Annotated in this window: 27 protein-coding genes and 1 pseudogene; 14 read left to right on the forward strand and 14 right to left on the reverse strand. The window is 74.6% G+C overall.

What is annotated here, in order from left to right; all coding sequences use genetic code 11:
- Nucleotides 1-139: 139 nt before the first annotated feature.
- A pseudogene (locus CKY47_RS36900) lies at nucleotides 140-433 on the forward strand (DUF222 domain-containing protein); the annotation flags it as partial.
- Between the two features lie 240 nt (nucleotides 434-673).
- Here the strand turns inward: CKY47_RS36900 and CKY47_RS13100 are convergent.
- The 4 genes from CKY47_RS13100 to CKY47_RS13115 all read right to left on the reverse strand — a co-directional run bounded on the left by CKY47_RS13100 (nucleotide 674) and on the right by CKY47_RS13115 (nucleotide 4,516).
- Nucleotides 674-1,948, reverse strand: coding sequence for an MFS transporter (locus CKY47_RS13100; protein WP_306746025.1), 1,275 nt, complete (start codon nucleotides 1,946-1,948; stop codon nucleotides 674-676).
- 100 nt (nucleotides 1,949-2,048) lie between these two features.
- The gene (locus CKY47_RS13105; protein ID WP_306746026.1) at nucleotides 2,049-3,239 is read right to left on the reverse strand and encodes a MalY/PatB family protein; all 1,191 of its coding nucleotides are present in this window, start codon (nucleotides 3,237-3,239) and stop codon (nucleotides 2,049-2,051) included.
- Between the two features lie 12 nt (nucleotides 3,240-3,251).
- Entirely contained in the window at nucleotides 3,252-3,680 is a 429-nt protein-coding gene (locus tag CKY47_RS13110; RefSeq protein WP_306746027.1) for a GFA family protein, read from the reverse strand.
- Complete coding sequence (locus CKY47_RS13115; RefSeq protein WP_306746028.1) at nucleotides 3,677-4,516, reverse strand: 2OG-Fe dioxygenase family protein; 840 nt, start codon at nucleotides 4,514-4,516, stop codon at nucleotides 3,677-3,679. Before CKY47_RS13115 ends, CKY47_RS13110 begins: the two co-directional genes overlap by 4 nt.
- A 402-nt stretch (nucleotides 4,517-4,918) precedes the next feature.
- Here CKY47_RS13115 and CKY47_RS13120 point away from each other — a divergent pair, with 402 nt between their 5' ends.
- Nucleotides 4,919-6,217 carry a preATP grasp domain-containing protein gene (locus tag CKY47_RS13120; protein WP_306746029.1) on the forward strand — a complete coding sequence of 433 codons (1,299 nt, stop codon included), beginning with the start codon at nucleotides 4,919-4,921 and terminating at the stop codon, nucleotides 6,215-6,217.
- Nucleotides 6,218-6,317: 100 nt separating this feature from the next.
- On the opposite strand, the gene CKY47_RS13125 is transcribed toward CKY47_RS13120, so the two are convergent.
- Complete coding sequence (locus CKY47_RS13125) at nucleotides 6,318-7,208, reverse strand: MurR/RpiR family transcriptional regulator (RefSeq protein WP_306746030.1); 891 nt, start codon at nucleotides 7,206-7,208, stop codon at nucleotides 6,318-6,320.
- A gap of 135 nt (nucleotides 7,209-7,343) precedes the next feature.
- Between CKY47_RS13125 and CKY47_RS13130 the strand changes: the two genes are divergently transcribed.
- The 3 genes from CKY47_RS13130 to CKY47_RS13140 are packed head-to-tail and all read left to right on the forward strand — an operon-like array spanning nucleotide 7,344 to nucleotide 10,380.
- Complete coding sequence (locus CKY47_RS13130; RefSeq protein ID WP_306746031.1) at nucleotides 7,344-8,735, forward strand: MFS transporter; 1,392 nt, start codon at nucleotides 7,344-7,346, stop codon at nucleotides 8,733-8,735.
- Nucleotides 8,732-9,175: a GAF domain-containing protein gene (locus tag CKY47_RS13135; RefSeq protein ID WP_306746032.1), complete on the forward strand. Its 444-nt coding sequence runs from the start codon at nucleotides 8,732-8,734 to the stop codon at nucleotides 9,173-9,175. The genes CKY47_RS13130 and CKY47_RS13135 overlap by 4 nt, the downstream gene beginning before the upstream one ends.
- Nucleotides 9,172-10,380 (forward strand): metal-dependent hydrolase family protein, encoded by a 1,209-nt coding sequence (locus CKY47_RS13140; RefSeq protein ID WP_306746033.1) that lies wholly within the window; start codon nucleotides 9,172-9,174, stop codon nucleotides 10,378-10,380. Before CKY47_RS13135 ends, CKY47_RS13140 begins: the two co-directional genes overlap by 4 nt.
- A gap of 43 nt (nucleotides 10,381-10,423) precedes the next feature.
- On the opposite strand, the gene CKY47_RS13145 is transcribed toward CKY47_RS13140, so the two are convergent.
- Nucleotides 10,424-11,053, reverse strand: a complete 630-nt coding sequence (locus CKY47_RS13145) for a TetR/AcrR family transcriptional regulator (RefSeq protein ID WP_306746035.1) — start codon at nucleotides 11,051-11,053, stop codon at nucleotides 10,424-10,426.
- Nucleotides 11,054-11,084: 31 nt separating this feature from the next.
- Here CKY47_RS13145 and CKY47_RS13150 point away from each other — a divergent pair, with 31 nt between their 5' ends.
- Entirely contained in the window at nucleotides 11,085-11,750 is a 666-nt protein-coding gene (locus tag CKY47_RS13150; protein WP_306746036.1) for a hypothetical protein, read from the forward strand.
- Here CKY47_RS13150 and CKY47_RS13155 read toward each other — a convergent pair.
- Together CKY47_RS13155 and CKY47_RS13160 are read right to left on the reverse strand one after the other, a co-directional pair.
- A complete protein-coding gene (locus CKY47_RS13155; RefSeq protein WP_306746037.1) occupies nucleotides 11,705-12,379 on the reverse strand; it encodes a response regulator in 675 nt (224 codons plus the stop codon). The genes CKY47_RS13150 and CKY47_RS13155 overlap by 46 nt on opposite strands.
- Nucleotides 12,376-13,758 (reverse strand): sensor histidine kinase, encoded by a 1,383-nt coding sequence (locus tag CKY47_RS13160; RefSeq protein ID WP_306746038.1) that lies wholly within the window; start codon nucleotides 13,756-13,758, stop codon nucleotides 12,376-12,378. Before CKY47_RS13160 ends, CKY47_RS13155 begins: the two co-directional genes overlap by 4 nt.
- Nucleotides 13,759-13,805: 47 nt before the next feature.
- Between CKY47_RS13160 and CKY47_RS13165 the strand changes: the two genes are divergently transcribed.
- Nucleotides 13,806-14,588 (forward strand): alpha/beta hydrolase, encoded by a 783-nt coding sequence (locus CKY47_RS13165; RefSeq protein WP_306746039.1) that lies wholly within the window; start codon nucleotides 13,806-13,808, stop codon nucleotides 14,586-14,588.
- Here the strand turns inward: CKY47_RS13165 and CKY47_RS13170 are convergent.
- Genes CKY47_RS13170 through CKY47_RS13190 form a run of 5 tightly spaced genes read right to left on the reverse strand, consistent with a single transcriptional unit; the run spans nucleotide 14,578 to nucleotide 20,414 of the window.
- Nucleotides 14,578-15,237 (reverse strand): TVP38/TMEM64 family protein, encoded by a 660-nt coding sequence (locus CKY47_RS13170; RefSeq protein ID WP_306746040.1) that lies wholly within the window; start codon nucleotides 15,235-15,237, stop codon nucleotides 14,578-14,580. The two genes, CKY47_RS13165 and CKY47_RS13170, sit on opposite strands and share 11 nt — an antisense overlap.
- Nucleotides 15,234-16,376 (reverse strand): CHAT domain-containing protein, encoded by a 1,143-nt coding sequence (locus tag CKY47_RS13175; protein WP_306746041.1) that lies wholly within the window; start codon nucleotides 16,374-16,376, stop codon nucleotides 15,234-15,236. The genes CKY47_RS13170 and CKY47_RS13175 overlap by 4 nt, the downstream gene beginning before the upstream one ends.
- Nucleotides 16,370-18,187 carry a tetratricopeptide repeat protein gene (locus CKY47_RS13180; RefSeq protein WP_306746042.1) on the reverse strand — a complete coding sequence of 606 codons (1,818 nt, stop codon included), beginning with the start codon at nucleotides 18,185-18,187 and terminating at the stop codon, nucleotides 16,370-16,372. The genes CKY47_RS13175 and CKY47_RS13180 overlap by 7 nt, the downstream gene beginning before the upstream one ends.
- A complete protein-coding gene (locus CKY47_RS13185; protein ID WP_306746043.1) occupies nucleotides 18,184-19,164 on the reverse strand; it encodes a hypothetical protein in 981 nt (326 codons plus the stop codon). Before CKY47_RS13185 ends, CKY47_RS13180 begins: the two co-directional genes overlap by 4 nt.
- Nucleotides 19,161-20,414: a hypothetical protein gene (locus CKY47_RS13190; RefSeq protein ID WP_306746044.1), complete on the reverse strand. Its 1,254-nt coding sequence runs from the start codon at nucleotides 20,412-20,414 to the stop codon at nucleotides 19,161-19,163. Before CKY47_RS13190 ends, CKY47_RS13185 begins: the two co-directional genes overlap by 4 nt.
- Before the next feature lie 81 nt (nucleotides 20,415-20,495).
- Here CKY47_RS13190 and CKY47_RS13195 point away from each other — a divergent pair, with 81 nt between their 5' ends.
- Entirely contained in the window at nucleotides 20,496-21,533 is a 1,038-nt protein-coding gene (locus tag CKY47_RS13195) for a PA2928 family protein (RefSeq protein ID WP_306746045.1), read from the forward strand.
- Nucleotides 21,534-21,547: 14 nt separating this feature from the next.
- Nucleotides 21,548-22,327 (forward strand): hypothetical protein, encoded by a 780-nt coding sequence (locus CKY47_RS13200; RefSeq protein ID WP_306746046.1) that lies wholly within the window; start codon nucleotides 21,548-21,550, stop codon nucleotides 22,325-22,327.
- 190 nt (nucleotides 22,328-22,517) lie between these two features.
- On the opposite strand, the gene CKY47_RS13205 is transcribed toward CKY47_RS13200, so the two are convergent.
- Nucleotides 22,518-23,150: a superoxide dismutase family protein gene (locus tag CKY47_RS13205; protein ID WP_306746047.1), complete on the reverse strand. Its 633-nt coding sequence runs from the start codon at nucleotides 23,148-23,150 to the stop codon at nucleotides 22,518-22,520.
- A 311-nt stretch (nucleotides 23,151-23,461) separates the two neighbouring features.
- On the opposite strand from CKY47_RS13205, the gene CKY47_RS13210 reads away from it, so the two are divergent.
- From CKY47_RS13210 to CKY47_RS13230, 5 genes are read left to right on the forward strand one after another with little or no spacing between them, the layout of a single operon-like run.
- On the forward strand, nucleotides 23,462-24,175 hold the full coding sequence (locus CKY47_RS13210) for a hypothetical protein (protein WP_306746048.1): 714 nt from the start codon (nucleotides 23,462-23,464) through the stop codon (nucleotides 24,173-24,175).
- The gene (locus tag CKY47_RS13215) at nucleotides 24,160-24,639 is read left to right on the forward strand and encodes a hypothetical protein (protein WP_306746049.1); all 480 of its coding nucleotides are present in this window, start codon (nucleotides 24,160-24,162) and stop codon (nucleotides 24,637-24,639) included. Before CKY47_RS13210 ends, CKY47_RS13215 begins: the two co-directional genes overlap by 16 nt.
- Nucleotides 24,614-25,159 (forward strand): hypothetical protein, encoded by a 546-nt coding sequence (locus CKY47_RS13220; RefSeq protein WP_306746050.1) that lies wholly within the window; start codon nucleotides 24,614-24,616, stop codon nucleotides 25,157-25,159. Before CKY47_RS13215 ends, CKY47_RS13220 begins: the two co-directional genes overlap by 26 nt.
- Nucleotides 25,159-25,281: a hypothetical protein gene (locus CKY47_RS13225; RefSeq protein ID WP_306746051.1), complete on the forward strand. Its 123-nt coding sequence runs from the start codon at nucleotides 25,159-25,161 to the stop codon at nucleotides 25,279-25,281. The genes CKY47_RS13220 and CKY47_RS13225 overlap by 1 nt, the downstream gene beginning before the upstream one ends.
- Before the next feature lie 18 nt (nucleotides 25,282-25,299).
- Entirely contained in the window at nucleotides 25,300-25,842 is a 543-nt protein-coding gene (locus CKY47_RS13230; RefSeq protein ID WP_306746052.1) for a hypothetical protein, read from the forward strand.
- The last annotated feature ends 9 nt before the right edge of the window (nucleotides 25,843-25,851 follow it).

Consider the following 25,851-nt stretch of genomic DNA (forward strand, 5'->3'; position numbering starts at 1 on the left):
CGCCGAACAGGACCGCGTGGACGAGGTGGACGAACCCGCCGCCAAGACCGGCGACGTGCTGCACCTGCGCGACCTGCCCGGCGGACGACTCGAATTCTTCGGCGAACTGTCCGCCGAGACCGGCGCGCGGTTCACCGCGATGCTCGAACCACTCCCCACACCCCACCCGGACGGCCCCCGCGACGCGGCACGACGGCGCGGTGAGGCGTTCGCCGACCTGGTCGCACTGGCTTCGCGGTCGGGCGACCTGCCCACCGAAGCCGGAGAACGGCCGCACATCAGCGTCACCATCGACCACGACACCCTGCGCCGGGGCGTCGGGCACGCGGTGCTCGACGGCGACCACCACCTCAGCGCCGCCCAAGCCCGCCGCACCGCCTGCGACGCCACAGTCCTCCCCGTCGTCCTCGGCGGGGCGTCCGAAGTGCTCGACCCCGGCCGCGCCAAGCGGACCGTGAGCACCGCCCAACGCCGCGCGCTGCACGCCCGCGACCGGGCCTGCGCCTTCCCCGACTGCCACCGACCACCCCAGTGGCGCGACGCCCACCACATCCAACACCACCCCGACACATCGACCCCGCCCAGAGGCCACGCCAGAACCTGCTCCACCGACCACCCACCCCCCACCCCGGCGCTGGCCGCCTGCCCCTGTTCGTCCTCGTCCAGCAGGACCTCATCGTCCCTGGTCGATGCCGGCATCCCGAGGCAGCCGGAAAACCGATTTCCCGAGCATGGGCAGGACGCTGGCCAGCATCCCGACGACGCACACCCAGAGGGCGTTGCGGTCTCCGACGGCCTGGACCAGAAAGCCCCCGAGCAACCCGCCGACCGGCATCATGCCCCACATCAGGAACCGCATGGTGGAGTTCATCCGGCCGTGCAATTCGGGCGGGCAGATGGCCTGGCGGTAGGTGAGCTGTGCGACGTTCTGGACGGCGCTGCCACCGATGTAGGCGGCGTAGCCGAGGGGGTAGAGCGCCACCAGCCAGCCACCACCCACCAGCGGCATGACCAGGAGCAGCGGGAACGTCACGACGAACGGCAGCCACAGCGTGCGGGCTATCCCGAGTTTCGAGATCACGCGGTTGGCGAGCACGCTCCCGACGACCCCGCCGACCGCGACGGCCGCGGTCACCAGGCCGTAGACCGCGGGTTGCAGGCCGAGCGTGCCCACCAGCAGCAGCGGCTGGACGGTGAGCAGCGCGTACTCGAACAACAAGGCGATCATGCCGTGGACCACGACGCGCCGGAGAATCGGCTGGCCCATGACGTAACGCATCCCGGTGGTGATCTCCCGGCGCAGTCGGGGCCGCTCACCGAGCCGCAGGACCTCCGGTTCCCGTGGCCGGATCCTGCCGAGCAGCCCGGCGGAAACCAGGTGGCAGGCCGCGTTGAACGCCACCGCGCCCGAGGAGGTGATCAGTTGGACCAGCACCCCTCCCGCGGACGACCCGACGAGCAGGCTCCCGTTCCCCGTCACCTCCAGCTTGCTGAAGGCGGCCTGCAAGCGGTCCTTCCCCAACAGGCGCGAGACGTAGCTCTGCTGGGCCACGTCGAAGAAGACGTTGCCGAAACCGATCACCAGGGCGACCACGTACAGCTGCACGAGGCTGAGCACCCCGAACAGCGCTGTCACCGGCACCGACACGAGCGCCAGCGCGCGGATCAGCTCGGCGGCCACCATCACCGGCCGCTGCGGTAACCGGTCCACCCAGACCCCGGCGGGCAGCGCGACGACGAGGAAGGCGATCGTGCTCGACGCCACCAGGAGTCCCACCTGCTGGGGGGAGGCGTGCAGCACGAGCACCGCGACCAGCGGCAGCGCGACGAGCGTGACCTGGCTGCCGGTGCGGCTGATCGCATCGGCGGCGAACAGCAGGCGGAAACCCCGGTGGGAGCGGAGCAAGTCGTCGGTTCGTCGTTCGCGCCCCGGCACGTCCACGGTCATGACGCGTCCACCACCCGCGCCGGCTCGGGCACTACGGCGCTCATCACGACTCCGCCTCCAGGGGTGACCGGTCGACCACGCGACCGGGATCGACTGGTCCTCAGTGGACTGGGTTACCGCGTGCCGGCGACCGGACCGGGTCCGCCGCCCCGGCCGCGTGAGCCAGCCGTTGCACGATCTCGGCGAGGATAGCGGGGGTCGTGGCGAAGTTGAGCCTGAGGAAACCCACGCCGGGCGGGCCGAACTCGGCGCCGTCCAGCACGGTTACCCGCGCGCGTTCGACGATGTCCGCGGACCGCGGGTGGTCGCGGAGGTCGAGCCAGCCCAGGTAGGTGCCTTCGGGCGGGGTGTAGCGGGCCTTCGGCAGGTGCGAGTCGAGCAACTCGGCCAGCAGGTGGCGGTTCCGGTCCAGTCGAGCGAGCACCGCGTCGAGCCACGGCCCACCGCTCAGGTACGCGGTCGTGGCGGCCAGGACGCCCAGTGTGGCGGTGCCGTCGGTGTGCAGCCGACCGAGTTCGCCCCACCGCTTCCGGTCGGCTTCGTTGCCGGTCAGCAGTTGGGCGCACTTCAGGCCGGCCACGTTCCACGCCTTCGACGTGGACGTGGCCGTGATCGCGTGCCCCGCCGCGGCGTCGCAGGTGGTCGCGTACGGGACGTGGTGGTGCCCGCGGTAGACGAGGGGCGCGTGGACCTCGTCGGAGAACACCCGGCCGCGATGGCGTTCGACGACCTCGGCGATGGCCAGCAGTTCGCCGCGCTCCGCGACCGTGCCGAGGGGGTTGTGGGGGTTGCAGAGGACGAGCAGGTTCCCGCCCGCCGCGAAGGCGCGGTCGAGCGCGTCCAGGTCGTAGCCGTAGCGCCCCCCGGACTCGACCATCCCGACCTGGATGACGCGCCGACCGAGCAGGCGGGGCACGACCAGGAAGGGCGTGTACGCGGGCACCGGCACGATGACGGCGGAGCCGGGGCGGGAGAAGCACTCGACGGCGATGTGCAGGGCTCGGATGACGTCCGGCAACGGCCGCACGTCCGCGGGCGACAGGTCCCACCCGTACCTGTCGTGCTGCCAGGCGGCGCACGCCTCGGCCAGCCGCGCCGTCAGCCGGGGCGTCAGGTAACCGACCTGGTTCCGGTTCACCGCGTCGTGCAACGCCTCCGCGACCTCGGGCGCGGTCCCGAAGTCCATTTCGGCGACGCACGCCGCCAGCCTGTCCGGACCGGCCGTGTCCCACTTGAGCGCACCGCGCTCGCGCAGCGAATCGACCGTGATGCCGTCGGAACCTCTCCACACCCGGGATGTCACCTACTCCGTCAGCACGTGTTTCCCGGCGGCGATGCTCGCCTCCCAGTTCTGACCGTCGAATTCCACGAACTCGATGTGCTCCGCGGGGCCGAGGTCGAGGCAGCGCGCGTTGACGCTGAAGTAACCGGTCGGGTGCGACCGGGGGCGGTAGAACGGCAGGACACCGCAGACCGCGCAGAAGGTGTGGTCCGCGACGCGGTCGCCGAACCGGTAGGGCTTGAGGAACTGCTGTCCCTCGTGCAGCGTGAACCGCTCCTCCGGGACCATCAGTTCCTGGTGGCCGTGCCGGTAGCAGATCCCGCAATTGCACAGCGTGATGGTCAGGTTCCGGCTGGCCGCCGCGGAGAACTTCACCCCGCCGCAGTGGCAGCTGCCGTCGTACCACACGCGCTCGACGGTCTCGGCCGGTGAAGGCGCGTCGTCTGTCACGGTGTCACTCCGATCAGTCCGTCGGCGTCGATCCGGGGAGGGGTCGCGGGAATGTCGAACGACATGGGCAGGGTCCGGTGCGGGGTGGTGGAGTCGTACCGGAAGGAGACGTGCCCCTCCACGGCGGGCTTCCTGGTGAAGAAGATGAGCATGTCCCGGACGGCCGGCTCCGCGTCGTCGATCGGGTAGACCGGCGAGACGCTGTGCTTGTACTCGTGGTCGACGACCATCAAGGTGTCCAGGAAGTCGCGGTGCCGCGCCCTCCCCTTGACCAATTCGGGATTCGTCTCGTGCCACCGACGACCGTTGACCTCGCTCATGTCGTGGAGGATGGTCTCCGCGCTGTCGGCGGTCATGTTCCGCGAGGAGAGGAACGTGGTCATCGTGTGGTCCACCCCGTCGGAGTGCACGCCCTCCAGCGCCGGTTCGCCCAGCAGGTCCGGGGTCGTGAGGGTCCTGAGGTTGAACAGGGTGCAGATCCACTCGGCGCGCCCGTAGTCCAGGTGGGGCCGCCGCGCTATGTCCACACCGTGGACGACCAGGAACTTGAAGATGAGCATCGCCTGCAGCGCGGTGTTCGACTGCAGGTCGTCCTGCACCTCGGCGAACCTGCGCAGCGTCTCCGAGTCGTGCCGGACGAAGTCCTCCTTGCGGGAGAGGATGAAGGGCTGTGATTCCAGCCGGTATCCGCGCCGCGCCTGCGCGTCCAGGCAGACCCGCCCGTTCCTGCTCCTGCGGAAAGGCAGCGTGGGGTCCGTTTCCAACCGGTCGCTCACCAGCTTCAGCCGCTCGAAGTCCTCGTCCGTCGCGCCGAGGGAGCTCAGCAGCGAAACCATTCTCGCCCCGTCGACGAACGTCCATCGGGCATGGATGTACTCGGCTCTGACATCCATGACGTCGGACATGACGGAATCGTATTTCACGACCTTCACCACTCCCTGCGAACGGCCCCGACAGCAAGCGCTCTGCGACGTAACCAACTTGACAGGGGCAACCGGCCGGCGCTTCTTCCAAGCTGCCCTCACGGAGTTCCACGAGAGCACCCTGGAAGAAGACAGCCTCTCGGAGGTCCCGGAAACATGGCGTGCGGGTCGGGCCTCGTCGAGGATCGGACGGACACGCGCACCGTCGAATTCAACGCCGAGGCCCGGAACTTCATCCGGAATGCCGATCGCCACTCCGAACAGGGAGAACGACCGTTGCCAAAGTTGATGTTCGCCAATTCGACCAGCCGCGCGATGGCGGCACGGTGGGATGACGTCCCGGATGACGCGAAGGACTCCTACCGCTTCCTCGCCAACCGGATGCTGTGGTCGATGGACGAGGGCGACATAGCGATCATCCCGGGCAGGGTCGGTGAGGCGTGGCTGTCGTACGTCGCCGAGCTGCTCGGCCTCGCGTCGCCCCCCACGGTGCTCTCCCTGCGCGACTACCCCGGCGACGGGTGGTACTCCGGCGGGCGCCCCCGGCTGGTCGAGGACCTGCGCCGCCTCATGGCCGGGAGCGGCGCCGCGGAACCGTGGCGCCTGGAGTGCTACATCCACGACCGGGACATCGCCGGTTGGGAGCGCCTGCTCGGCATCGGCGCGGAGGAGTCCGTGCGCTTCGCGCAGGGGACCGCGGAACTCGTCAACTCGAAGTCGGTCTTCCGGTCGATGGCGACGGCCTTCGGCATCCCGGTCGCGGAGGGGCGCGTGGTGGATCGCGGCCCCGAGCTGGTCGACTGCGTGTCGGAACTGCTCGGCCGCACCGGGGCCGTCATCGTCAAGCAGGACGTGAACGCCGGCGGGGACGGCAACATCCTGCTGACCACGGTCCAGGGGGGCAAGGAGGCCGGCGCCCACTACGTGGTCCACCTGGCCGCGACGGACCGCGGGACGGTCGCGGCGGCGCTCGGGCCGTTCGGCCTCACGGACGTGCCCGACCTGCCGGCCGGCGCCGGTCCCGCCCACAACGTCGTCGAGGTCTACCACGAGTCGGTCCGCGAGCTGTCCGCCGACGTGTTCGTGCCGAAGACCGGCGCCCCGACGCTGATGAGCTACAGCGACCTGCGCATGGCGGAGACGTGGAAGGGCAGCACCTACCCGCCGCAGGACCTCACGCCCAGGCTGCACGCGCACCTGGGCGCGTACATGCAGCAGGTCGCGATCGTGGCGCAGCAACTCGGCTACCACGGGCCGATGAACATCGACGCGATCGTCACCACGTCGGGCGAACTGCTGTTCAACGAGTTCAACGGGCGGGTCGGCGGCACGACCGGCATCGACACCATCGGACGACGGCTGCTGGGTGAGGACTACCTCGACCACCACGTCCTCACCTCGCAGATCGACGTGCCCGCGCCCGCGTGCGACGTCCTCACGAAGGTCCTGGACGACCACGGGCTGCTGTTCACGCGGGGATCGGACCGCGGCGTGATCATCTACAACGACACCACCGAGGACACGGGCACGGTCGAGTACGTGGTGGTCGGCCGCGGGTGGGACGAGACGTCCCGCAGCGAGGAGCAGCTCAGGAGGGTCCTGGACGAGCTCTGAGCGACCGCTGGGACTTCGTCGGGTCGAGCGGTGCCGCGTGGGCCGACGCCCGGCCGCGCCGCACGCCTGAAGCCCTGCGGCGTGAGCGCCCGACGAAGTCCTACCGGCCGTTCGGCGACTGGCTCGGCCGGCGGTGCAGGAGGCCGAACTTCGCCCACATCGCCTCGGCCGCCTCGATGGACGCGGCGGTGCGGGCGGGGTCCACGGCGGCCAACTGGGCGACCACGGCCTGCGCGACGGCCATGCCCGCGGTCAGCGACGGGAAGAACGCGACGCCTTCGGCGGGCACCATCAGCATCGCCTCGGCCGCCGCGGCGAGGGCGGGACTGGCCGCGTCGGTCACCGCGAACACCCGCGCGCCGCGCGAGCGGGCCTCGTTGGCCGCGAGGACCGTGCTCTCGTACAGCCGCCAGAAGCTGATCGCGATCAGCACGTCGTCGGGGCCGGTGAACGCGACCGCGTTGGCCAGGTCGGCGTCGTTCGCGGACACCGCCACCACGTCGTACCCGGCCAGCCGCGCGTTGTGCGCGAACGCGATGCCCACCGCCGCGTAGCTCCCCGAGGCGATCACCACGGTGCGCCGGGCTTTCGCCACGGCGTGCGCGATGGTGACGACCACGCCCTCGTCGAGCCGCCGGTGCAGCAGGGCGAGCCCGTCGAGGTCGCGGCGCACCGACGCCGACCCGGGCGAGCCGACGCCGTGGTGCTCGGCTGCCACCTGGGGCGCGCTCAGGGAGGACAGGTACCGGGCGCGCAGCTCCTGCTGGAGCGCGGGCCAGCCGGCGAAGCCGAGGGCCTGCGCGGTGCGCGTCACCGTCGCCACGTTCACCCCGGCCAGCTGCGCCAGTTCGGCGGTCGAGCCGAACGACGCCCGCCTGGGCTGCGACAGCAGCACCTCCAGCAGCGCGGCGGCCTTGGGTCGCAGGCCGCGTTCGGGCACGCGCCCGCGCAGCCACTCCTCGAAGCCGTCGGCGGCAGCACGGTCCGTCATCTCGCCCCTCCCAGCACGGCGGACACGGTACGCGGTCGCGAGACGTCAAAGATGCAACATCTATTGCGCTTTTCAGAATCTGAACTATACGTTGCATGCCATCCACTCGCTGGTCACGACCCCGAAGGGCGCTCCATGACCCTGTTGGCTCGCTTGGACAGGCTCCCGCTGAGCCGTCCGCACTACGGCCTCCTGCTGATCGGCGGGCTCGGCTACACCTTCGACGGCATGGACTCGGCCGTCGTCGCCTTCCTCCTGCCCAGCGCCCAGCAGGTCTGGGGCCTGGACAACGGCCAGCTCGGCCTCATCGGGTCCGCCACCCCGTTCGGCTTCCTGTTCGGCGCGGCCATCGCGGGCCTGCTCGGCGACCGCATCGGCCGCAAGAAGGTCATGATGTACGCGCTGGCCTTCTACGCGGTCTTCTCGGTCGTGGCGGCCTTCTCCCCCAACTACGAGACGTTCCTCGTGGCCCGCGTGCTGGCCGGCGCCGGCGCGGGCGCGGAGAGCGCCATCATCGCGCCGTTCCTGTCCGAGTTCGTCCCCGCCAAGCGGCGCGGCTGGTTCGTCGGCGCGCTGGCCGGGTTCTTCTCGTTCGGCTTCGTGATGGCGGCCCTGATCGGCCGGTTCGTCGTGCCGGTCTCCGAGGACGGCTGGCGCATCGCGCAGCTGATCACCGCGTTGCCGATCGTGATGCTGCTGTGGTGGCGGCGCTCCCTGCCCGAGTCGCCGAGGTTCCTGCTCCAGCAGGGCCGCCACGCCGAGGCGGAGCGGGTCGTCGTCGACCTGGAGCGCCGGGTCGAGAAGGCCACCGGCGAGGCGCTGCCGCCCGTCCCCGAGACGACGGCGCGGCCGGTCACCGAGACGCCGAAGGTCACGTTCGGCCGCGCGCTGAAGTTCATGTGGAGCCCCGCGATGGCCAAGCGCACCGCCGTGATCTGGCTGGTGTGGTTCGTCATCACGTTCTCGTACTACGGCTTCTTCTCCTGGATCCCCACGCTGCTGATCCAGCAGGGCATCACGGTGACCAAGAGCTTCGAGTTCTCGATCATCATCTACCTGGCGCAGATCCCCGGCTACTTCTCCGCCGCGTGGCTGTCGGAGAAGCTGGACCGCAAGAACACCATCGCGATCTACCTGACGGGCTCGGCGATCAGCGCGTTCTGGCTGTCCCAGATGGAGACCCCGCTGACCATCACGGTCGCGGGCGCGGTGCTCTCGTTCTTCCTCAACGGCACCTACGCGGGCGTCTACTCCTACACGCCCGAGGTGTTCCCGACCTGGATCAGGGCCACCGGCACCGGTCTGTCCAGCGCGTTCGGCCGGGTGGGCAGCATCCTCGCGCCCACCATCATCGGGCTGACCGCGGCGAGCCTCGGGTTCGCGGGCGTGTTCGGCATGACCACGGCGGTGCTCGTGGTCGGCGTGGTGTGCGTGCTGGTGTTCGGCCTGTCCACGGCCGGGCGCTCCCTGGAGGACCTGACCGAGCGGGGCGGACCCGCCGAGACCGCGAAGGAGATGGCGACGTGACCGACCTGGCCGTGCTGGAGGAGAAGGTGCGGGACAGCGTGGGCGTGCGGCTGTTCACCGTGCTGGCCTGGGTGCCGGAGCGTCGGGCGCTGCGCCGCGTGCACAGCAGCCACCCCGACCGCTACCCCGTCGGCGGGGAGAAGACCGTGGAGGTCGCCGCGGTGTGGCTGGAGCGCTGCATCGAGGGCGCGGAGCCGTTCTTCGGCCGCGACGCCGCCGCGGTGCGCGAGATCTTCGCCGACCACGAGCTGATCGAGAGCCTGGGCTGCGGCTCGATCGTCAACGTGCCGGTGGTCGACGAGCGGGACGGGCGGGTGCTCGGCGTGCTGAACATCCTCGACGCCGAGGGCGCCTACGACGACGGGTCGGTCGCCGCCGCGCAGGCCCTGGCGCCGCTCGCCGTGCCGGCGCTGCGCGAGGCCGTCGGGGGTGCCCGGTGAGCCTGCTCGTGCGCGACGCGCTGGTCCTCGACCCGGCCACCGGCGAGTACGCCGAGGGCGACCTGCGCTGCGAGGACGGCCGGGTCGTGGAGGCGGGGCCGAACCTGACCGCGCCCGGCGCCCGGGTGCTCGACGCGGCCGGCGCGGTGGTCGTGCCCGGCCTCGTCGACGCGCACGTCCACGTCACCGCGTCCACCGCCGACCTCGGCGCGCTCACGTCGCTGTCGCCGTCCTACGTGGCGGCGCACAGCGCCCGCACCATGTCGCAGATGCTGGACCGCGGGTTCACCACCGTGCGCGACGCCTCCGGGGCCGACTGGGGCCTGTCGCTCGCGCAGGCCGAGGGCGTCCTGCGCGGCCCGCGCCTGCTGTTCTGCGGCAAGGCGCTGAGCCAGACCGGCGGCCACGGCGACGTGCGCGGCCCCGGAACGACCGTGCACGACTCGAACCAGTGCTGCGCCGGGCTCGGCCGCATCGCCGACGGCGTGGACGCGGTGCGCACCGCCGCCCGCGACGAGTTGCGCAAGGGGGCGCACCACATCAAGGTGATGGCCGGCGGCGGCGTCAGCTCGCCGACCGACCGGATCGACTCGACCCAGTACTCGGTGGAGGAGCTGCGCGCGGTCGTGCAGGAGGCGGAGGCGGCCAACCGCTACGTCGCCGCGCACGCCTACACCGCCCGCGCGATCAACCGGGCGCTGGAGGTCGGCGTGCGGTCGATCGAGCACGGCAACCTGCTCGACGACGCCAGCGTGGAGCTGTTCCTCGCGCACGACGCGTTCCTCGTGCCGACGCTCGTCACCTACTGGTCGCTCAAGGAGGAGGGCCGCGGGTTCGGCCTGTCCGAGGCGAGCTGGCGCAAGGTCGACGAGGTGCTCACGGCGGGCCTGGAGGGGCTGGAGCGGGCCGCGCGCGGCGGGGTGAAGCTCGTCTACGGCAGCGACCTGCTCGGCGGGATGCAGCGGCACCAGGCCCACGAGTTCCGCCTGCGCCGCGAGGTCCAGGACGCGGTCGACGTGCTCCGGGCGGCGACCGTCAACGCGGCGGAGCTGCTGGGTCTGACCGGCGAGGTCGGCACCCTGGCGGTCGGCGCGCACGCCGACCTCCTCGTCCTCGACGGCGACCCGCTGGAGGACGTCGGCGTGCTCGCCCGACCGGACGGCATCCGCCACCTCGTGCAGGCCGGGGTCGTGCTCGACCGGTGAGCCCCGGGGCGGCCCGGTCAGCCGATCGGGCCGCCCGCCGGGGTCACCGGGCCAGGAGTTCGCGGGCGAGCGCCCCGCCCCACCACCGCTCGACCCGGTCGGGCCGCCAGCCGCGCTCGGCGGTGAGCACGGTGTAGACGTCGATGTTGCACACGGCCGCGTAGACGTCGACGGCGGTGGCCACGTCCAGGCCGTCGCGAAGGGTGCCCGCGGGCCAGGACGAGAACACCCGGACGCGGGTCCCGTCACCCCGCCGCCGCCCCCGGTCGTAGGCGGCGGCCAGCTCGGGCTCGGCGCGCCCCGCCTCGCGCACCAGCGCGATGACGTCGCCGGAGCGCTCGAACAGCCGCCGGTCGTAGGCCGCCATCGCGGCCAACTGCCCCTCCGGGGAGGCCGACGCCTCCAGGGCGTCCACCATCCCCGCCGCGTCGGCGGACAGGTCGGCCGCGTCGGCGACGGCCCGCACCAGACCCGCCTTGTCGCCGTAGGCGGCGTAGACCGTGGGCACGGAGACCCCGGCCCCCTCCGCCACGGCGCGCACGGTCGTGCCCGCCCACCCCCGTGACACGAAGACGTCGCGAGCCGCGCGGGCGATCTCGGCCCGCGTCCGCCGGGCCTGCTCCTCCCGCCGCAGCGAGTCGTACCGACGCTTGCCCGCACCCTCCGCGCCCACTCGTCCACTTTACCGCTGCTATATTCATTTTATGCCGCGTAAACCCAATGCTGGCGGGCCTCCCACCGGTGTGTTCACCCGGATCGCGGGGGCCGCCTGCCTCGGGTTCACCGCCACGATCGTGCTCGCCAACGTCGTCGACCTCGTCGTCGGCGCCGACGGCCTCGCCGCCGCGCTCACCCCGACGGCCTGGGTGCTGTCCACCCTGTTCGGCGCGGGCGCCGTCTCGGCGCTGTGGCGGTCCGAGCGCGAACGGGGCGAAGCCTGGTCCCTGGTCGGGTTCGCCGGGCTGCTCCTCCAGAACGGCGCGTTCGCGGCGGTGACCGCCCTGCGCCTCGCACTCCCGTCCGCGGACCGGTCGGCGGGTCTGCCGGCGCTGCACGACGCGCTGTTCACCCTCAACGGCGTCTTCCTGGCCCTCGCCCTCACCGGGCTGTCCGTCGGCGGCGTGCGCTCCGCCCTGATCCCCTGGTGGCACGCCGCGCTCGGGCTGCTGTCCGCCGCCCTGCTGTTCGCCTCGGCCACCCTCGCACCGCTGGTCGTGGCCCGCCCCGGTCCGCCGGGCCTGCTCGGCCTCGGCGGCTGGCTGCTGTGGGTCGGCTGGCTCGTCGCGTACGGCGTCGCCCTGCTCCGCGCGGGCGCCCCGGTCGGTCAGGCGGTGTCGGCCCGGCCCGGCGAGACGATGCCCTGCTCGTAGGCGTACACGACGGCGTGGGTGCGGTCGCGCAGGCCGAGCTTGTTGAGCACCCGGGAGACGTGCGTCTTCACCGTGGTCTCCCCCAGGTACAGCGAGCGGGCGATCTCGGCGTTGCTCGCCCCGCGCGCCAGTTCCACCAGCACCTCGTACTCGCGGTCGGTCAGCTCGGCCGGACGGTGCCCCGGCGCGGGGGCGGCGGGGGTGTTGAAGCGGGCGATGACCCGGCGGGTGACCTCGGGCGAGAGCAGGGCGTCGCCGCGCGCCACGATGCGCACCGACTCGACCAGGTCCTCCGGTGAGGCGTTCTTCAGCAGGAACCCGCTCGCGCCGGCGCGCAGCGCCTCGAACAGGTAGTCCTCGCGGTCGAACGTGGTCAGGATGACGACCTTGGCCGTGCTGTCGGAGGCGAGGATGCGCCGGGTCGCCTCCAGGCCGTCCACGCGCGGCATCTGCACGTCCATCAGCACCACGTCCGGCCGCAGCCGCTCGACCAGCTCGACGGCCTCGCCGCCGTCACCGGCCTCGCCGACGACCTCGATGCCGTCCTCCGTGCCGAGGATGACACGGAAGCCCGCGCGGACGAGGGCCTGGTCGTCGGCGAGGACGACGCGCAGCGGTTCGGCGGTCACGCGTGCTCCTCGACGGGGTCTGCGGTCCGCTCCTCGGCTGCCCGCTCCTCGGCAGCAGGTTCCGCGGCAGCAGGTTCCGCGGCAGCAGGTTCCGCGGAGGCGGTCGGGTCGGTCGTGGGCAGGGTGGCGCGGACGAGGTACCCGGCGTCGCGCCGCGGTCCGGCTTCGAGCTGACCGCCGTGCACGGCGACGCGCTCGCGCATGCCGAGCAGGCCGAACCCGCCGGTCGGGCGGCCGGCGCCGCCCCGGCCGTCGTCGGTGACCTCCACCTCGACCGCGCGGTCGAGGTACCGGACGCGGACGTCGACCCGGCGCGCGTGGGCGTGCTTGACCACGTTGGTCAGCGCCTCCTGCACCACCCGGTACGCGGAGAGCGCGACGGCGTCGGGCACCGGCCGCACCGCGCCGAACGTGCGGTGCTCGACCTCCAGCCCGGCGGCGCGCGCGGTGGCGACCAGCTCGGGCAGCCGGTCGAGGTCGGGTGCGGCGCGCTCCTCCGCGGAGCCGTCCTCCGGGTCGGCCCGCAGCACGCCCAGCAGGCCGCGCAGCTCGCCGATGGACACCCGCGCCGTCTCCTCGACCTGCTTGAGGGCGTCACGCGCCAGGTCGTGGTCCTTGTCCAGCACGCGCCGCGCCGCGGCGGCCTGGATGCCCATCACGGACACGTGGTGCGCCACCACGTCGTGCAGGTCGCGGGCGATGCGCATGCGCTCGGCGACCAGCGCGCCGCGCGTGTTCTGCTCCTGCGACCGCCGCAACTGCTCGGCGCGGTGCTCCAGCTCGGCCTGCCGGCGCGCGGACACCCACGCCACCTCGCCTGCCGCGTAGGCGCCCACGAAGTACACCAGGTTGAACGCGAGGCTGTGCAGCACGGACGCCAGCACCGGGTCCAGCGGGCCGGCCGCGGAGGAGAACGGGTGGGGCGGTCCGATGAGGAACTTCACCAGCGCGAACCCGAGCCAGGCGAACATCACCACGACGACGCCCACGCGCGACCAGCGCGCCACGACCCGGTTGGGCTCCCACGCGCCGGCGGTGTAGATCGCGAGGAACAGCGCGGCGGACGGGACGAAGCTGTCCCCGGTCTGCCTGGTCTGCGCGCCGATGAACACCGCGCCCACCACCAGCAGCACCAGCAGCGGGTAGCGGCGGCGGACGACCAGCGGAGCGGTGACCGCGAGGCTCCACAACAGCTGCTCGGTCAGCGACGGCGGCGACTCGAAGGCGAACGCGCCCATGCTGCTGACCAGGACCGTCATGCCCAGCCCGCCGAGCGCGACGCCCAACGCGAGCCAGACGTCGCGGCGCTGCTGGGCGGGGGTGGGGCGCGGGCGGCGCCACTCGGACCACCGGGGCTCCCCGCTGGTCGCGGTTGCCATGGGCACAACCTAACAACCCGGTCGGGTGACTCCGCGATGATGGTCGGGTGCACGGACGGGTGTTGCCCTGGTCGGTCGCGGTCGTCACCATCGTGGCCGTGGTGCTCGGAGGCGCGTTCGCGTTCCAGCGCAAGCTGGTGTTCCTGCCGTCCGGCGCGGCGGGCGGGCCGCCGGCCGGCGCGCACGAGGTGGTGCTGACCACCGGTGACGGGCTGCGCCTGACGGCCTGGCACTTCCCGGTCGCCGACGCGCGGGCCGCCGTGCTGGTCGCGCCCGGCAACGCGGGCAACCGGTCGCTGCGGGCGCCGCTGGCCCGGGCGCTGTCCGCCCGCGGGCTGTCCGTGCTGCTGCTGGAGTACCGGGGGTTCGGCGGCAACCCGGGATCACCGAGCGAGGAGGGCCTGGCGCTCGACGTGCGCGCGGCGCGGGACTTCCTGGTGCGCTCCACCGACGCGCCGCTGGTGTACTTCGGGGAGAGCCTGGGGTCGGCGGTGGTGGCGGAGCTGGCCGTCGAGCACCCGCCCGCCGGGGTGGTGCTGCGGTCGCCGTTCACGGACCTGGCCGCGGTGGGGCGGCGGCACTACCCGTTCCTGCCGGTGCGGTGGCTGCTGCTGGACGAGTTCCGCACGGTCGACCACGTGGCGCGCACCGCGGCCCCCGTCACCGTCGTCCTCGGCGACGCGGACTCGGTCGTGCCACCGGAGCAGAGCCGGGCCGTGGCCGACGCGGCGGGCGGTCGGGCGGTGGTCGTGCCCGGCGCGGACCACAACGACCGGGTGCTGCTGGACGGTCCCGAGGTCGTCGGGGCGGTGCTCCGCTTCACCTCCTGAGCGCGCCGCGCCGCCACACCGCGGCCCCCGCGAGCGCGGGCAGCGCCACGGCCGCCGCGGCCAGCGCCCACTGGCCGACCGTCAGGTCCCCGAGCGACGCGCCCGCGGTCGTGTAGACGAGCGTGGCCGGCACGACGCCGGCGGCCGTGCCCGCCACGAACGACACCACCCGCACACCGGTCACCCCGGCCGTGTAGTTGACCAGGCCGAACGGCACGACCGGCAGGAACCTCAGGCCGACGACGGCGAGGAACCCGTGCCGCCGCAGCACGTCGTCCACCCGGCCGCGGGTGGGGTGGACGACGTCCCCGCCGAGCCTGCGGGCGAGGGCGAAGCTCGCCCACGCGCCCGCCGTGACGCCCAGCACCACCACGAGGGCCCCGACGACCGGTCCGAACAGGACGCCGCCGAGCACGCTCAGCACGGGCTTGGGCACCAGCACCACCGACCCGACCGCGCACACCGCGACGAACGCGAACGGCGCGGCGGGTCCGGCGCCCTCGACCCACGCCCGGATCTCGTCCACGCCGGGCGTGACGCCGGTGAGCACGCCGACCGCGAACAGCGCGAGCAGCGCGCCCAGGAGCGCCAGGCGGAGGGCGGCCGCCCCGCGGGGCGGCCCGGCCGACGCGGCGGGTCCCGGGGTCACCGGACGGGCGCCCAGGTCGTCGTGAACGCGCCCCACAGCAGGGGCGAGCAGGTCGGGTCGCCCGTCTCCTCCCAGCGGGTCGCGAGGCCGCGCTGCCACTCGTTGAGCGCGGCGGCCGGAACGGGGGCCCGGTGGGCCTCGTCGACCGCTCGGACGATCGACGGCAGCACCGGTGTCGCGGGGAACGCGGGCACCAGGCGGCGCAGCCCCTCGTCGGTCGGCAGGGTCCAGCGGGTGGCCGTGACGTGCTCGGCCCCGCCGTTGACCATCGCGGTGACCAGGCCGGACGGTTCGGCGAACCGGAGGTCGCCGCCGCTCTCGCAGGCGATCAGGGCGACCCGGTTCGGGATGCGCCACGGTCGGGGGGCGCCGGGCCGGTGGCCGAGGACGACATCGGCCGCGGTCAGCGGGCGGTGGTCGCCCAGGAGCGCCGCGCGGCCCGTGGTGGCGGCGGTGCACGACAGGTGCAGGCGCGCGTCGAGGCCGTGCCCGCCGGTGGTGACGTGCCCGACGTAGACGAACCGGGAGGCACGGGCGAGCGCGCCCTCCAGGGCGTCGCGGGCGACCTCGGTCCGGCGCGGCGCGCCGAGCACCGCGCCGAGCGCCGAGTCGTCCGGGAAGCCGGGCACCCGGGGGTCGAGCACCTCGACCACCGGTCCGCGCGGGTCGAACGGGGACACCGCGCGGTCGGGGTCGTTGGCCACGGTCGCCGGCGGCAGCACGGAGATGTCCAGGTCGTGCACGGCCCTGGTGCCGTCGTCCACGCGCAGCGCCTCCCACGGCACCAGGGCGGTCGACGGCGACGGCAGCACGCGCAGGTGCGGCCGCACCCCCCGGGCGAGCGCGGAGTTCAGCTCGCCGGCCAGCTGCGCGGGGATCAGCGCGGCGGCGAGGCGGGTCGACAGGTCGGCTTCCCGCGCGCGGTCCACCAGGGGCCCCTCGGCGAGTGAGCGGCGCAGCGCGGCGAGCGCGCCCTCGCCGGGAAGCGGCGACGGCACGGCCGCGGCCCACTCGGCCAGCACCCCCGCCACCCGTTCGCGCGGCAGGACCAGCACCCTGGGCTCGGCGGGCAGGTGCTCCCAGCGCCACGACACGTACAGGTCGTCCGCGTCGACCAGTTTGAGCTGCACGGTCACCACGACGGCACCGCCCGGTCCGCGCGCACCGGGAACCCGTACCGCCGGGCGGCCACGTCGATCCAGTGGTCGAGCGCGGACGGCACGGCCGGGTCCACCCGCACCCTGGGCGGCAGCGCGAAACCGACCGAGGCGAACGCGGGGTCGTCCCCGCCGGAGAACCCGGACGCCGCGTACGGCAGGGCGTCCCCGACCGGCGGCGGCACGGGCAGCGACACCAGCGCGCCGCGTTCCGCCACCGCCCCGGAGGCGTCCGGCGACACCGCGTCGGAGGCGTCCAGCGACACCGCGCCCGCCACGTGGTCGAGGTACTCGGCGGCCAGCGCCACGTCCTCCACCGCCCGGATCGCCAGGAACGCCGACCGCGTCGCGGGCGCGGACGCCAGCGCCGCCCACCGCTCGCGCAGCGGCCCGTGCGGGAACCTCTGCCGCACCGCCTCCGCCGCGAGCGCGGCGGGCAGCGCCAGGTCCAGGGCCCGCGCGCCCAGCGCCCGCCGCTCCTCCCCCGTCGCCGCCGCCGCGCGGCGCACCAGCGCGTCCGCGCGCCACCACGCCATGCCGAGCGCCACGTGCCACAGCCCGGCCGCCTCGCACACCTCGGCGGCCTCGGCGTAGCAGGACTCGGCGGCGGCGAACTCCCCGACGGCCTCCAGCGCCGCGCCGCGCACCTGCCGGACGGCCACGACCTCCAGCGGTGAGGCGTCGTCGCCGAACAGGTCGAGCACGCGGTCCAGCAGCGCCACCGCGTCACCCGGCCGACCGCGCGACACGGCCACCGCCGCGCGGCCGTGCAGGCACACCGCCTGCCGGCGGGGGTCGTCGGCCAGCAGAGCGGCCTCTTCGTACAGCGCGTCGGCCCGGTCGGGGTCGGCGGCCAGGTACGCCACCCGCCCCGCGCCCACCAGCGCGACGAACTCGCCCTCGACGTCCCCGGTGGCCGCGCACAGCTCGCGCGCCAGGTCCAGGTGCCCGGCCGCCGAGGCCAGGTCGCCGGTGCCGCTCGCGACCTCGGCGAGGGTCTTGTGCACGAAGGCGGCGAGCTGCGGCAGGTCCGCGTACGCGAGGTCCAGGGCGTGCCGCGCCTCCGCGTCGGCCTCGGCGTACCAGCCGCCGGCGGCCAGCACGAGCGCCCGCACGGCCCGGACGACCGCCTCGGCCGCTCCCTGCCCGACCCGTGCCGACGCCTCGTCCAGGTCGGCCAGCGCCTCCGGCAGCCGGACCTGCCCGAGCAGCCACAGCGCCCGCGCCACGAGCACCCCGACCAGCGGGTCGCCCCGGTCCTCGGCGAGCCGCCGGTGGGTCCCGGCGCGCGCGGTGTCGCCCGCCTCCTCGGCGAGCGCGGCCAGGTTGGCGTGCAGGTTCGCCAGCAGGTGCGGCGCGTGGTGGGCGGCGAGCGCCGCGGTCTCCACGGCGTCCCGCTCCGCCTCGGCCGACCGCCCGACCATCACCAGCAGCGCCACGCGGGTGGTGCGCAGCACGGCCTCGTCGGCGGGGTCGGCGCCCATCAGGGCCTGCTCGACGTCCCACCACGCCTCGTCCCAGCGGCCCAGCCACGGCAGGACGTCCGCGCGGGCGGCGACCAGGGAGGCCCGCATCGCCCCGTCGTCCAGGGCGAGGGCCTCGGTCAGCAGCTCCACGGCCCGTTCCCGCTCGCCGAGCAGGTCCACGACCTGCGCGAGGTTCAACAGCGCCTGCGGGCGCTCGGCGGGGGCCACCACGTCGAGGGCCGCTTCGAGCACGGTGCGCGCGGCCGGCAGGTCGCCGTCCGCGGCCAGCAGCACGCCCCGGTCGTTCAGGTCCTTCCAGGGGGTCACCGGGCCGCCCGCTCGGTGAGCGTCGCGGTCGGCGAACCGGCGCGGGAGCGCGCGTAGGCGAGGATCGCGGCCCGGCGCTCCTCGGCGTCGGGCGCGGGCGGGACGGGTTCGGCGAAGCCCGGCGCGTACACGACCGGCACCCGGCGGTCCGGCGGGAGCAGCAGCAGCGAGGCCGGCACGGGCGCCGAACCGGTGACGCGGCCCAGGTCGTCGGTCGAGTCCAGCGGCACGTCGACGCCGGCGAAGCGGGCCGCCAGCCGCGTCCTCCCCGGGCCGCCGACGACGGTGACGTCGAGGAACGTGCCGCCCTGCCGCCGCACGACGGCCCACTCGGCGGGCGCGGCGGCGTCCACCGCGCCCTGCGGCACCAGCGCCCAGTCCACGGGGGACTGTCCGGACAGGACGGTCACACCCGCGCGCGGACCGGTCCCGCCCGCCGCCAGGGCGTAGGAGGACCGGGTGGGCGCGGGGTCGCGCACGACACCGGAGTCCTCGGCCAGCTCGGCCACCCGGAGTGCCAGGCCCGGGTCCGGCACGTCGCCCACGACCTCCGCGACCGCCCGCGCGGTCGCGTCCGGGTCGTCGAGCAGGTGCTCCGCGGCGGAGGTCGCGACGGCCCGTTCCGCGGCCAGCAGCACCGGGTCCAGCGCCGGCACCCCGGCCGTGGCCGACGCGGGCCACCACGCCCGCGCCCACGTCAGCTGGGCCAGCACCCGGCACGCGTCGCGCACCGGCAGGTCACCGCCCACCGGCACGTCCACCTCGTCCGCTCCGCCGAGGACGTCCGCCGCCGCGTCCCCGTAGACCTCCCACAGCCAGTCGGCCGCCCGCTCCGGGTCGTCCACCCGCGCGGCGGGCGGCCCGTCCACCAGCACGTCCCACGCCAGCACCGCCCCGGCCGCCTCGACCAGCGCCGTGCGCTCGGGCAGCTCCGGCCAGTCGCCGACCACCAGGGTCCGACCCCGCGTCACCCTCACGCCCCGGCCTCCCGCTCCAGGACCGACCGCAGCCGGTCGCGCTGGTCCAGGATCACCGACCGCAGCACGCCGTCGAGCACGTCCCACACCTCGTCGGCGGTCACCGGGTCGTGCCGCAGCTCACGGCCGTGCACCCGCACCCACAGCCGCCGCAGGTACGCCTCGCGCACCGCGCGCACGTCGGCACGCACCCCCGGCGGCACGGCGGCCGGCCCCCGCAGCGCCCGGTGCACGTACGCCTCGCGCTCCCAGCGCAGCCGCAGCCGGGCCGCCGCGCCGCCCGGCGCACCCGTCGGCGCGCCCACCAGGTCGGCCGACGCCTCGCGGCCCAGCACCAGCACCACCCGGCTCTCCTCGACCGCGAGCTGCCAGGGACCCGCCGACCGCCCGATCTCCCGCCGCACGAGCGAGGGCACGTCGTCCAGCCCGGCCCGCGCCGCGGCGTTGGTCAGCGGCAGGAACAGGCGTTCCACGATCGACCGGTCGAACGGCTTGGGCAGGGTCCGGGTGGACGCGCCCGCGCCCAGCTCGGGGCGGCACGGCCGGTCGCGGTCGGTCAGGCCGTGCGCGAGGGCGACGCCCGGCGCCCCCAGGTCGGCCGCGCCGGCGGTGCCCGTGGCGTGCTCGACCAGCGCCCCGAACAGCGCCCGGTCCGGCGCCGAGGCGCAGGTGGCGAGGAAGTCGGCGGTCGCCGGCGGCAACCGGGTGGGTCGGGGCGCGGCCATCGCCGCCCACGTGGCGTGCAGCAGCCGGGTCAGCTCGCCCGCGTTGGCGGCGTCGGTGACGAAGTCGCGCAGGCCCGCGACCGTGGGTCCCTGCCGGTCGTGCACGTCGGCGAGCACGGCCCGGGCTCGTGCCGCCGCGTCCGGGCCCGGTTCGCCGTGCCCGGTGGCCAGCTCGAAGCAGCGCTGGAAGTACAGGTCCTGCGGGTTGCCCTCGGTGATCCGCAGCCGGCGGCGCTCCTTCTTCAGCACCAGGAACCAGCTCGCGGTGGCCGCCAGCACGGGCCCGGCCCCCGCGACGCGGGCGCGCAGCGCGTCGACGTGCTCCACGGCCACCGCGCCCGCCGCGAACTCGGGGTGCCGCACGGGCCGCAGCACGAGCGGGTCGAGCAGCAGCTTCACCGTGCGGGCCAGCGGACGCCCCGCGGCCCCGCTCAACGGCGCGACCGCGTCGCCCAGCTCCGCCCACGCCTGCGCGATCAGCAGACCGCGCGGCAACGTCGCCGTCCCGGTCTTCGCGGTGGTCACGGGTTCGAGCCTAGCCGTTCCTGTGATCGGTAGGAGCGGGTCGCGCCCGACGCTGGCACCACCACGGACCAGGGAGACCCGATGTACGAGATGCCGGAGCAGTACACGCCGGTGGCGCCCTACGAGACGCCGCCACGACCCCGTCGCCGGGTGGCGCCGCTCGCGCTGCTGCCGCTGGTGCTGTTCGCGGCCGCGTTCTTCGGCGGGTCCTACCTGCTGTCGCCGGAGCCGGACGTGGAGGTGGGCCCTGGGTTCGGGTTCGCCCGGGTCGACGGCCGCCAGGCGGTGCTGGTGCCCTACGGGCGGCACGGGCCGCGCGGGATGTTCCAGCTGATGGCGCAGGACGTGTTCCAGGTGCGGCTCGCGGCCGTCGACACCGCGTCCGGCGAGCTGCTGTGGGACGCGCAGCTGTCCGACCGGCTGATCTGGGAGGCGACCGTGCTGGCCGCCGGTGAGCGGTACGCCTACCTGGCCACGGACTCCGGGCTGGTCGTCGTCTCCCTGGCCGACGGGTCGGTGGTGGCCGGCGGCGCGGACGTCGTGGGCGAGGCGTACGTGGCGTCGCCGACCGCCTACGCCCACGACCCGGACGGGCGGCGGGTGGTGGCGCTGGACGCGAACGGCGTCGTGCTCGCCGTGCCGCTCGACGGTGTCGAGGCCGTGCCCGTCGAGCCCGGGCCGTGGGCGCAGCGCCTGTCCGGGAACAACGTCCCGCCGCCACCGCCCACCGCCCGCGAGGTGCGCCTCGGCGCGGAGGTGCTGGCGCTGCGCGACCTGCCGGTGGGCGGCGTGCTGGTCCGCACCCCGGGTGACGTGCCGGTCTGCGACACCGTGTTCCACGGCGCGGCGCTGCTGGCCGGGGCCGCCCCGGCCGGTCACGTGCTCGTGCAGCACCAGCCGTCGGTCAACGACCGGGGCACCGCGCTCAGCGCCGTGTCCCTGGCCACCGGCCGGGTCACCGCCACCGTCGGCACCGGCGCGGCGGCGACCCGCGCGGTCACCGGTCCGGACGGCACGACCGCCGTGGCCGCCGGTGACGGCCTGGTCATCGCCCGGGCCGACGGCTCGCTCGCCGACCTGGCCGTCGGCGGGACCGACTTCTTCGGCAACCCCACCTGAGAGAGGACGTCCCGATGAGGATCTTCGCGTGGACCACCCTGTTCGTCTGCCTGGCGCTGACCGGTGTCTGGCTGCACGGCGGCCTGACCGGTGAGGACGGGTTCGCCTGGTTGAACGGCTGGCTGACCGGCCCGGCGCTGCTCGTGTCCGCCGTGCCGACCGTGTTCGCGGTCTCCCGGGCCGTCGACGGCAGCTTCGCGGCGCTGCGCGGCGGCGTGCCCCACGAGTTCCGCGGGGCGCCCGTCGGCATCGGCACCGTGGTCGCCGTCTCCCGCACCGGCGTGAGCGTCGACGACCAGCCGCAACTGGCCATCCGGCTCCAGGTGGACACCCCGGACGGCCGGTCGTTCCCGGCCACCGCGAAGCAGGTCGTGGACCTGACCGAGCTGGGCGCGGTGCAGCCCGGGGCGATCCTGCCGGTCCGCTACCTGCCCGACGGCCGCGCGGCGCTGGCCACCGACGCGCCGCAGCACGAGCTCCAGCGCGCCCTGGACCTGGTGCAGGTGGCGAAGGGCCACGTCACGCCCCGGCAGCTGCACATCTCCGAGCACGGCGTGGACGCGCAGGCGGTGGTGCTGGCGATGGCCCCGACCGGCGAGGTCCGCAACGGCCGGGTCGTCCTCCGGCTCGCGCTGCGCGTGACCCGCCCGGACGGCTCGGTGTTCGACCTGACCCAGGAGAAGAACGCCCCGCCGAGCGCGGTTCCGGCGCTCCAGGTGGGCAGCCCCGTGCGGGTGAAGTACCTGCCGCACGACGAGTCGGAGGTGGCGCTGCTGATGTCCCTCGCCCCGTGAGGGGCGGCAGCACCGTGAGGGGCGGGCGGGGCCAGGGGGCCCGCCCGCTCCTCACGCTGCGGTGGGCGGGTATCACTGGCGCGCGATCACGGAGAACTCCCGGTCGAGCACGGCGCCGCAGGACGCCCGCGCCCGCCGGGTCCGTGACCGATCAAGGTCGGGTACCGCCCTCGTCCGGCGGCGGGACCGGTCAGGCCCCGGTGAACGGCGCGGTGAGGCAGGCGACCCGACCGCCGGCGCTGCCCGCCTGGCCGGGCTCGGTGGCGGTGGCCTCCTTCTCGTGCACCACGATCGACGCGGGCGCGCGGTCCCCGAAGCCGAACGGCACGGTGGTCTCCGTGCTGCCCGCGCCCTGCGCGTCGGTGGTCAGGTCCAGCCAGATCTCGTTCTGCGGGTTGGCGTACGTCGGGTCCGTGGACGGCTTGTCCGGGCCCGCGGCCGGGTCCTGGTCGTGCTGGTAGTGCGGACCGGCGTCCGCCCCGGTCTCCCCGCACGGCTCGGTGTGCGCGTGCACGGCGTAGCCGCGGTCGGGCTGGAGGCCGTCGACCAGCAGCCGCACGGTCGTCGAGCCCTCGCCCTCGGCGACCTGGAGTTCCAGCTCCGCGCCGGGCGGGGCGGCCACCGGGTCGTAGGTGAACGCGACGTCCGCCGACGAGACCTCCGCCAGCACGCCCACGTGCCGGTTGGTCACCTCGGACGGCGGCGCGGACTGCGGCGTCGACCCCGACCCGGACGCGGTCGTGCCCGGCGCGGCCCCGTCGTTCCCCCCGCCGCACCCCACTGCGGTGCACAGCGCCGCGACCAGCACGATGCCGACGCGCATGGTGACTTCCCCCTTCGGCTGCCCGATGTCGTCACCGATCCGGCTACCCTCGTCACTGGGCGTGAAACGTCGGCCGGACGACCCGGCCGCACGCCGGTTCGGCGCACCGAACCGGCGGTCCGCACCGCGACCCGCCGGTCGGGAAGCCCGGTGACCGGATTGCCCCGCCGCGCAGCGCGGGCACCGCTCCGGCACCAGCGGTTGCCGCTCCGCCCCGGTTCAAACCCGCCACGCTGCGACGACTTCGGGGTGCGAGCCGTTCGGCGGAAGCCGGTGGAGGAGCCGCGAGAGCTGTTCTAGCGTCTGCCGGCGTGACCGCCGAACAACGATTAGCCCTGGTCGCCCCCAGTGGCGACCAGGTCACCGTGACGCTGCCGGACACCGCGCCGGTGTCGAGCGTGGCCGCCGCCGTGCGGTTCGCCGGAGGCTCCTACGGCACCGGTTTCCAGATCGGCCCGCGTGGCTACCACGACTTCGCCTGCACGCACGTCGCACCAGCGACCACCACCGACCGCTTCCTCGTGCACGGTCGTGAGGTCGTGGTCGCCGAGGCCCGCGACGGCGAGTCGTCGGTGGCCACGCTGATGGGCTCCTACCACGAGCTGATGACCGTGTACGCGGGTCCGGCGCCGCGCCGCGAACGGGTGTTCGCCCTGTTCGGCTCACTGCGCGTGGACGACCGGGTGCCGGGCATGGTCGTCGCGCCCCGTGCCGAGACGCTGCTCGGCACGATGAGCGAGCACGTCGTGGTCGTGGTGCGCGACTTCGGGACGGTGTCGATCCCCGGCCCCCGCCAAGCGCGCGACCACGTCCCGGCGCACGCCGGCGCGCCCACCCGGCACGGCGAGGTGTGGAAGGTCGCGCTGCCCGGCGCGGAGGGCTCGACCAGGCCGGCGGACCACGCGTTCGTGCTGGGCTGCGCCCGGGGCGTGGCCGAGGTGCGGCTCGCCGACTCGCCGCACCGGACCGACCGGGAGCGCCTGGACTGGCTGGACGGCATCGCCGTCGCGTGGAGCGCGCCGTGAACCCCGGCACGGCGTTCGCCGTCTTGACGTGGGTCGCGATCCTCGTGCTGTTCCTGGGTCTCGCCGCCGTGCTGCGGGAGGTGCGGCTGCTGCGCGCGACCGTGGCGCGCGACCCCGGCGGGTTCTCCTCGGCCCAGCCGGACCTGGTGCTGGGTCCGCGGTTCGCCGGGCGCGTGGTGCTGGCCGCGGACTCCGGCTGCCCGCTGTGCGTGGCGGTGGCGCGGCGGCTCGCCGACGCGGTGCTGCTCACCCACGAGTCACCGGACGTGTGGGACACGCGGCTGGACGTGGTGCGCGACCGCGAGGCGTGGCGGGTCGTGTCGCACCTCGCGCCGCCCGTGCTGATGCTCGTCGACGCCGCCGGGCGGGTGGCGCGGGTGGTGCTGCCGGTGCGAGAGGAGCAGGTGGACGACGTGCTCGACGAGTGGGGGGTGCGCGGTGATCGCGTTCGACTCGATCCCTGACCTGACCGGTCCCGCGCCGGGCCCCGGGCGCAGCACCGCGCTGAGCGGCCTGAGGCCGTCACGGCGGCGGACCGTGCTCAAGGCCGTGGCGCTGGGCGCGCTGACCATCGGGTCGGCCGCGCTCACCCTGCCCGGCCGCGCCCGCGCGGAGACCGGCCCGAACGCGCTGACCGGCTGGGACCGCACGGACTGCCGCGACGCCTACCCCACCGGTTACCCGGAGGACGGCGACACCGGCGGCGAGTTCGTCGGCACGTACGCCGCCTGCTACGCCGGGGCGTGGCGCAGCAGCGAGTTCTGCGAGGGCGGCTGGCACAAGTACGGCACGGTGACCGCCGGCGACGTGCAGGTCGACCACATGCCGGTCGCCACCACGTGCGGCACCGTGACCGCCAAGAACGCCTGGCGCTGGACCACGCCGGACGGCCGGGTGTACCGCTGCTCCGACGGGTTCAGCACCTACTGGGGCGGTGGGCACACCGGGCAGACCTACCTGACGATCTGCCGGGCCAGGGTCTGATGCCGTGGCACCCGCTCGTCCTCGCCGCCGCGCTCACCGCCGCGTCGGCGGGCGGCGCGGCGCTCGCGCCGTGGCTGTTCGTCGGCGTCACCGCCGGGTTCGCCACGTCCGGCTCCACTTGAAGCCGGAACTCGGCCGACGTGCTGAGCTCGCCGGTCTGGCGAGGCACACCCGCGCTGGCGTTCCGCGCCGGCCTGCTCCTCGGTGGCGCGATCACCGCTGCCGCGCTCCTGGTCGTCGGCTCGCTGCTGCGCGTGCCGCTGCCCGGGTGGCTGCGGTGGGCGCTGGTGGCGCTCGCGCTGGCCGCCCTGCTGCTGCGGGAGGCCGGCGTGCTGCGGTTCACCCTGCCGGAGAACCGGCGGCTGGTGCCGGAGGGCGTGTTCCGGCTGGGCCGCCTGCTCGGCCCGCTCCAGTTCGGCCTGGAGATGGGCACGGGCGTGCGGACCTACCTGCCCAGCGGCCTGCCGTACGCGGCGGCGCTGGCGGTGCTGCTCACCGCGCCGCCGTCGGGCGCGCTGTGGACGGGTGTCGGGTTCGGCCTGGGCCGCGCCCTCATGACGACGGCCGCGCTGCGCCACCCCGGCGACTGGCACGCCCTGTGGGGCCGCTACTCCGCCCGGCTGGCGGCGCTGCTCGGCTGCGCGTTCCTGGTGTCGCTGGCGGGCGCGGCCCTGACCGGCTGATCGTGTCGA

The organism is Saccharothrix longispora, assembly GCF_030852425.1.
GTDB lineage: Bacteria > Actinomycetota > Actinomycetes > Mycobacteriales > Pseudonocardiaceae > Actinosynnema > Actinosynnema longispora.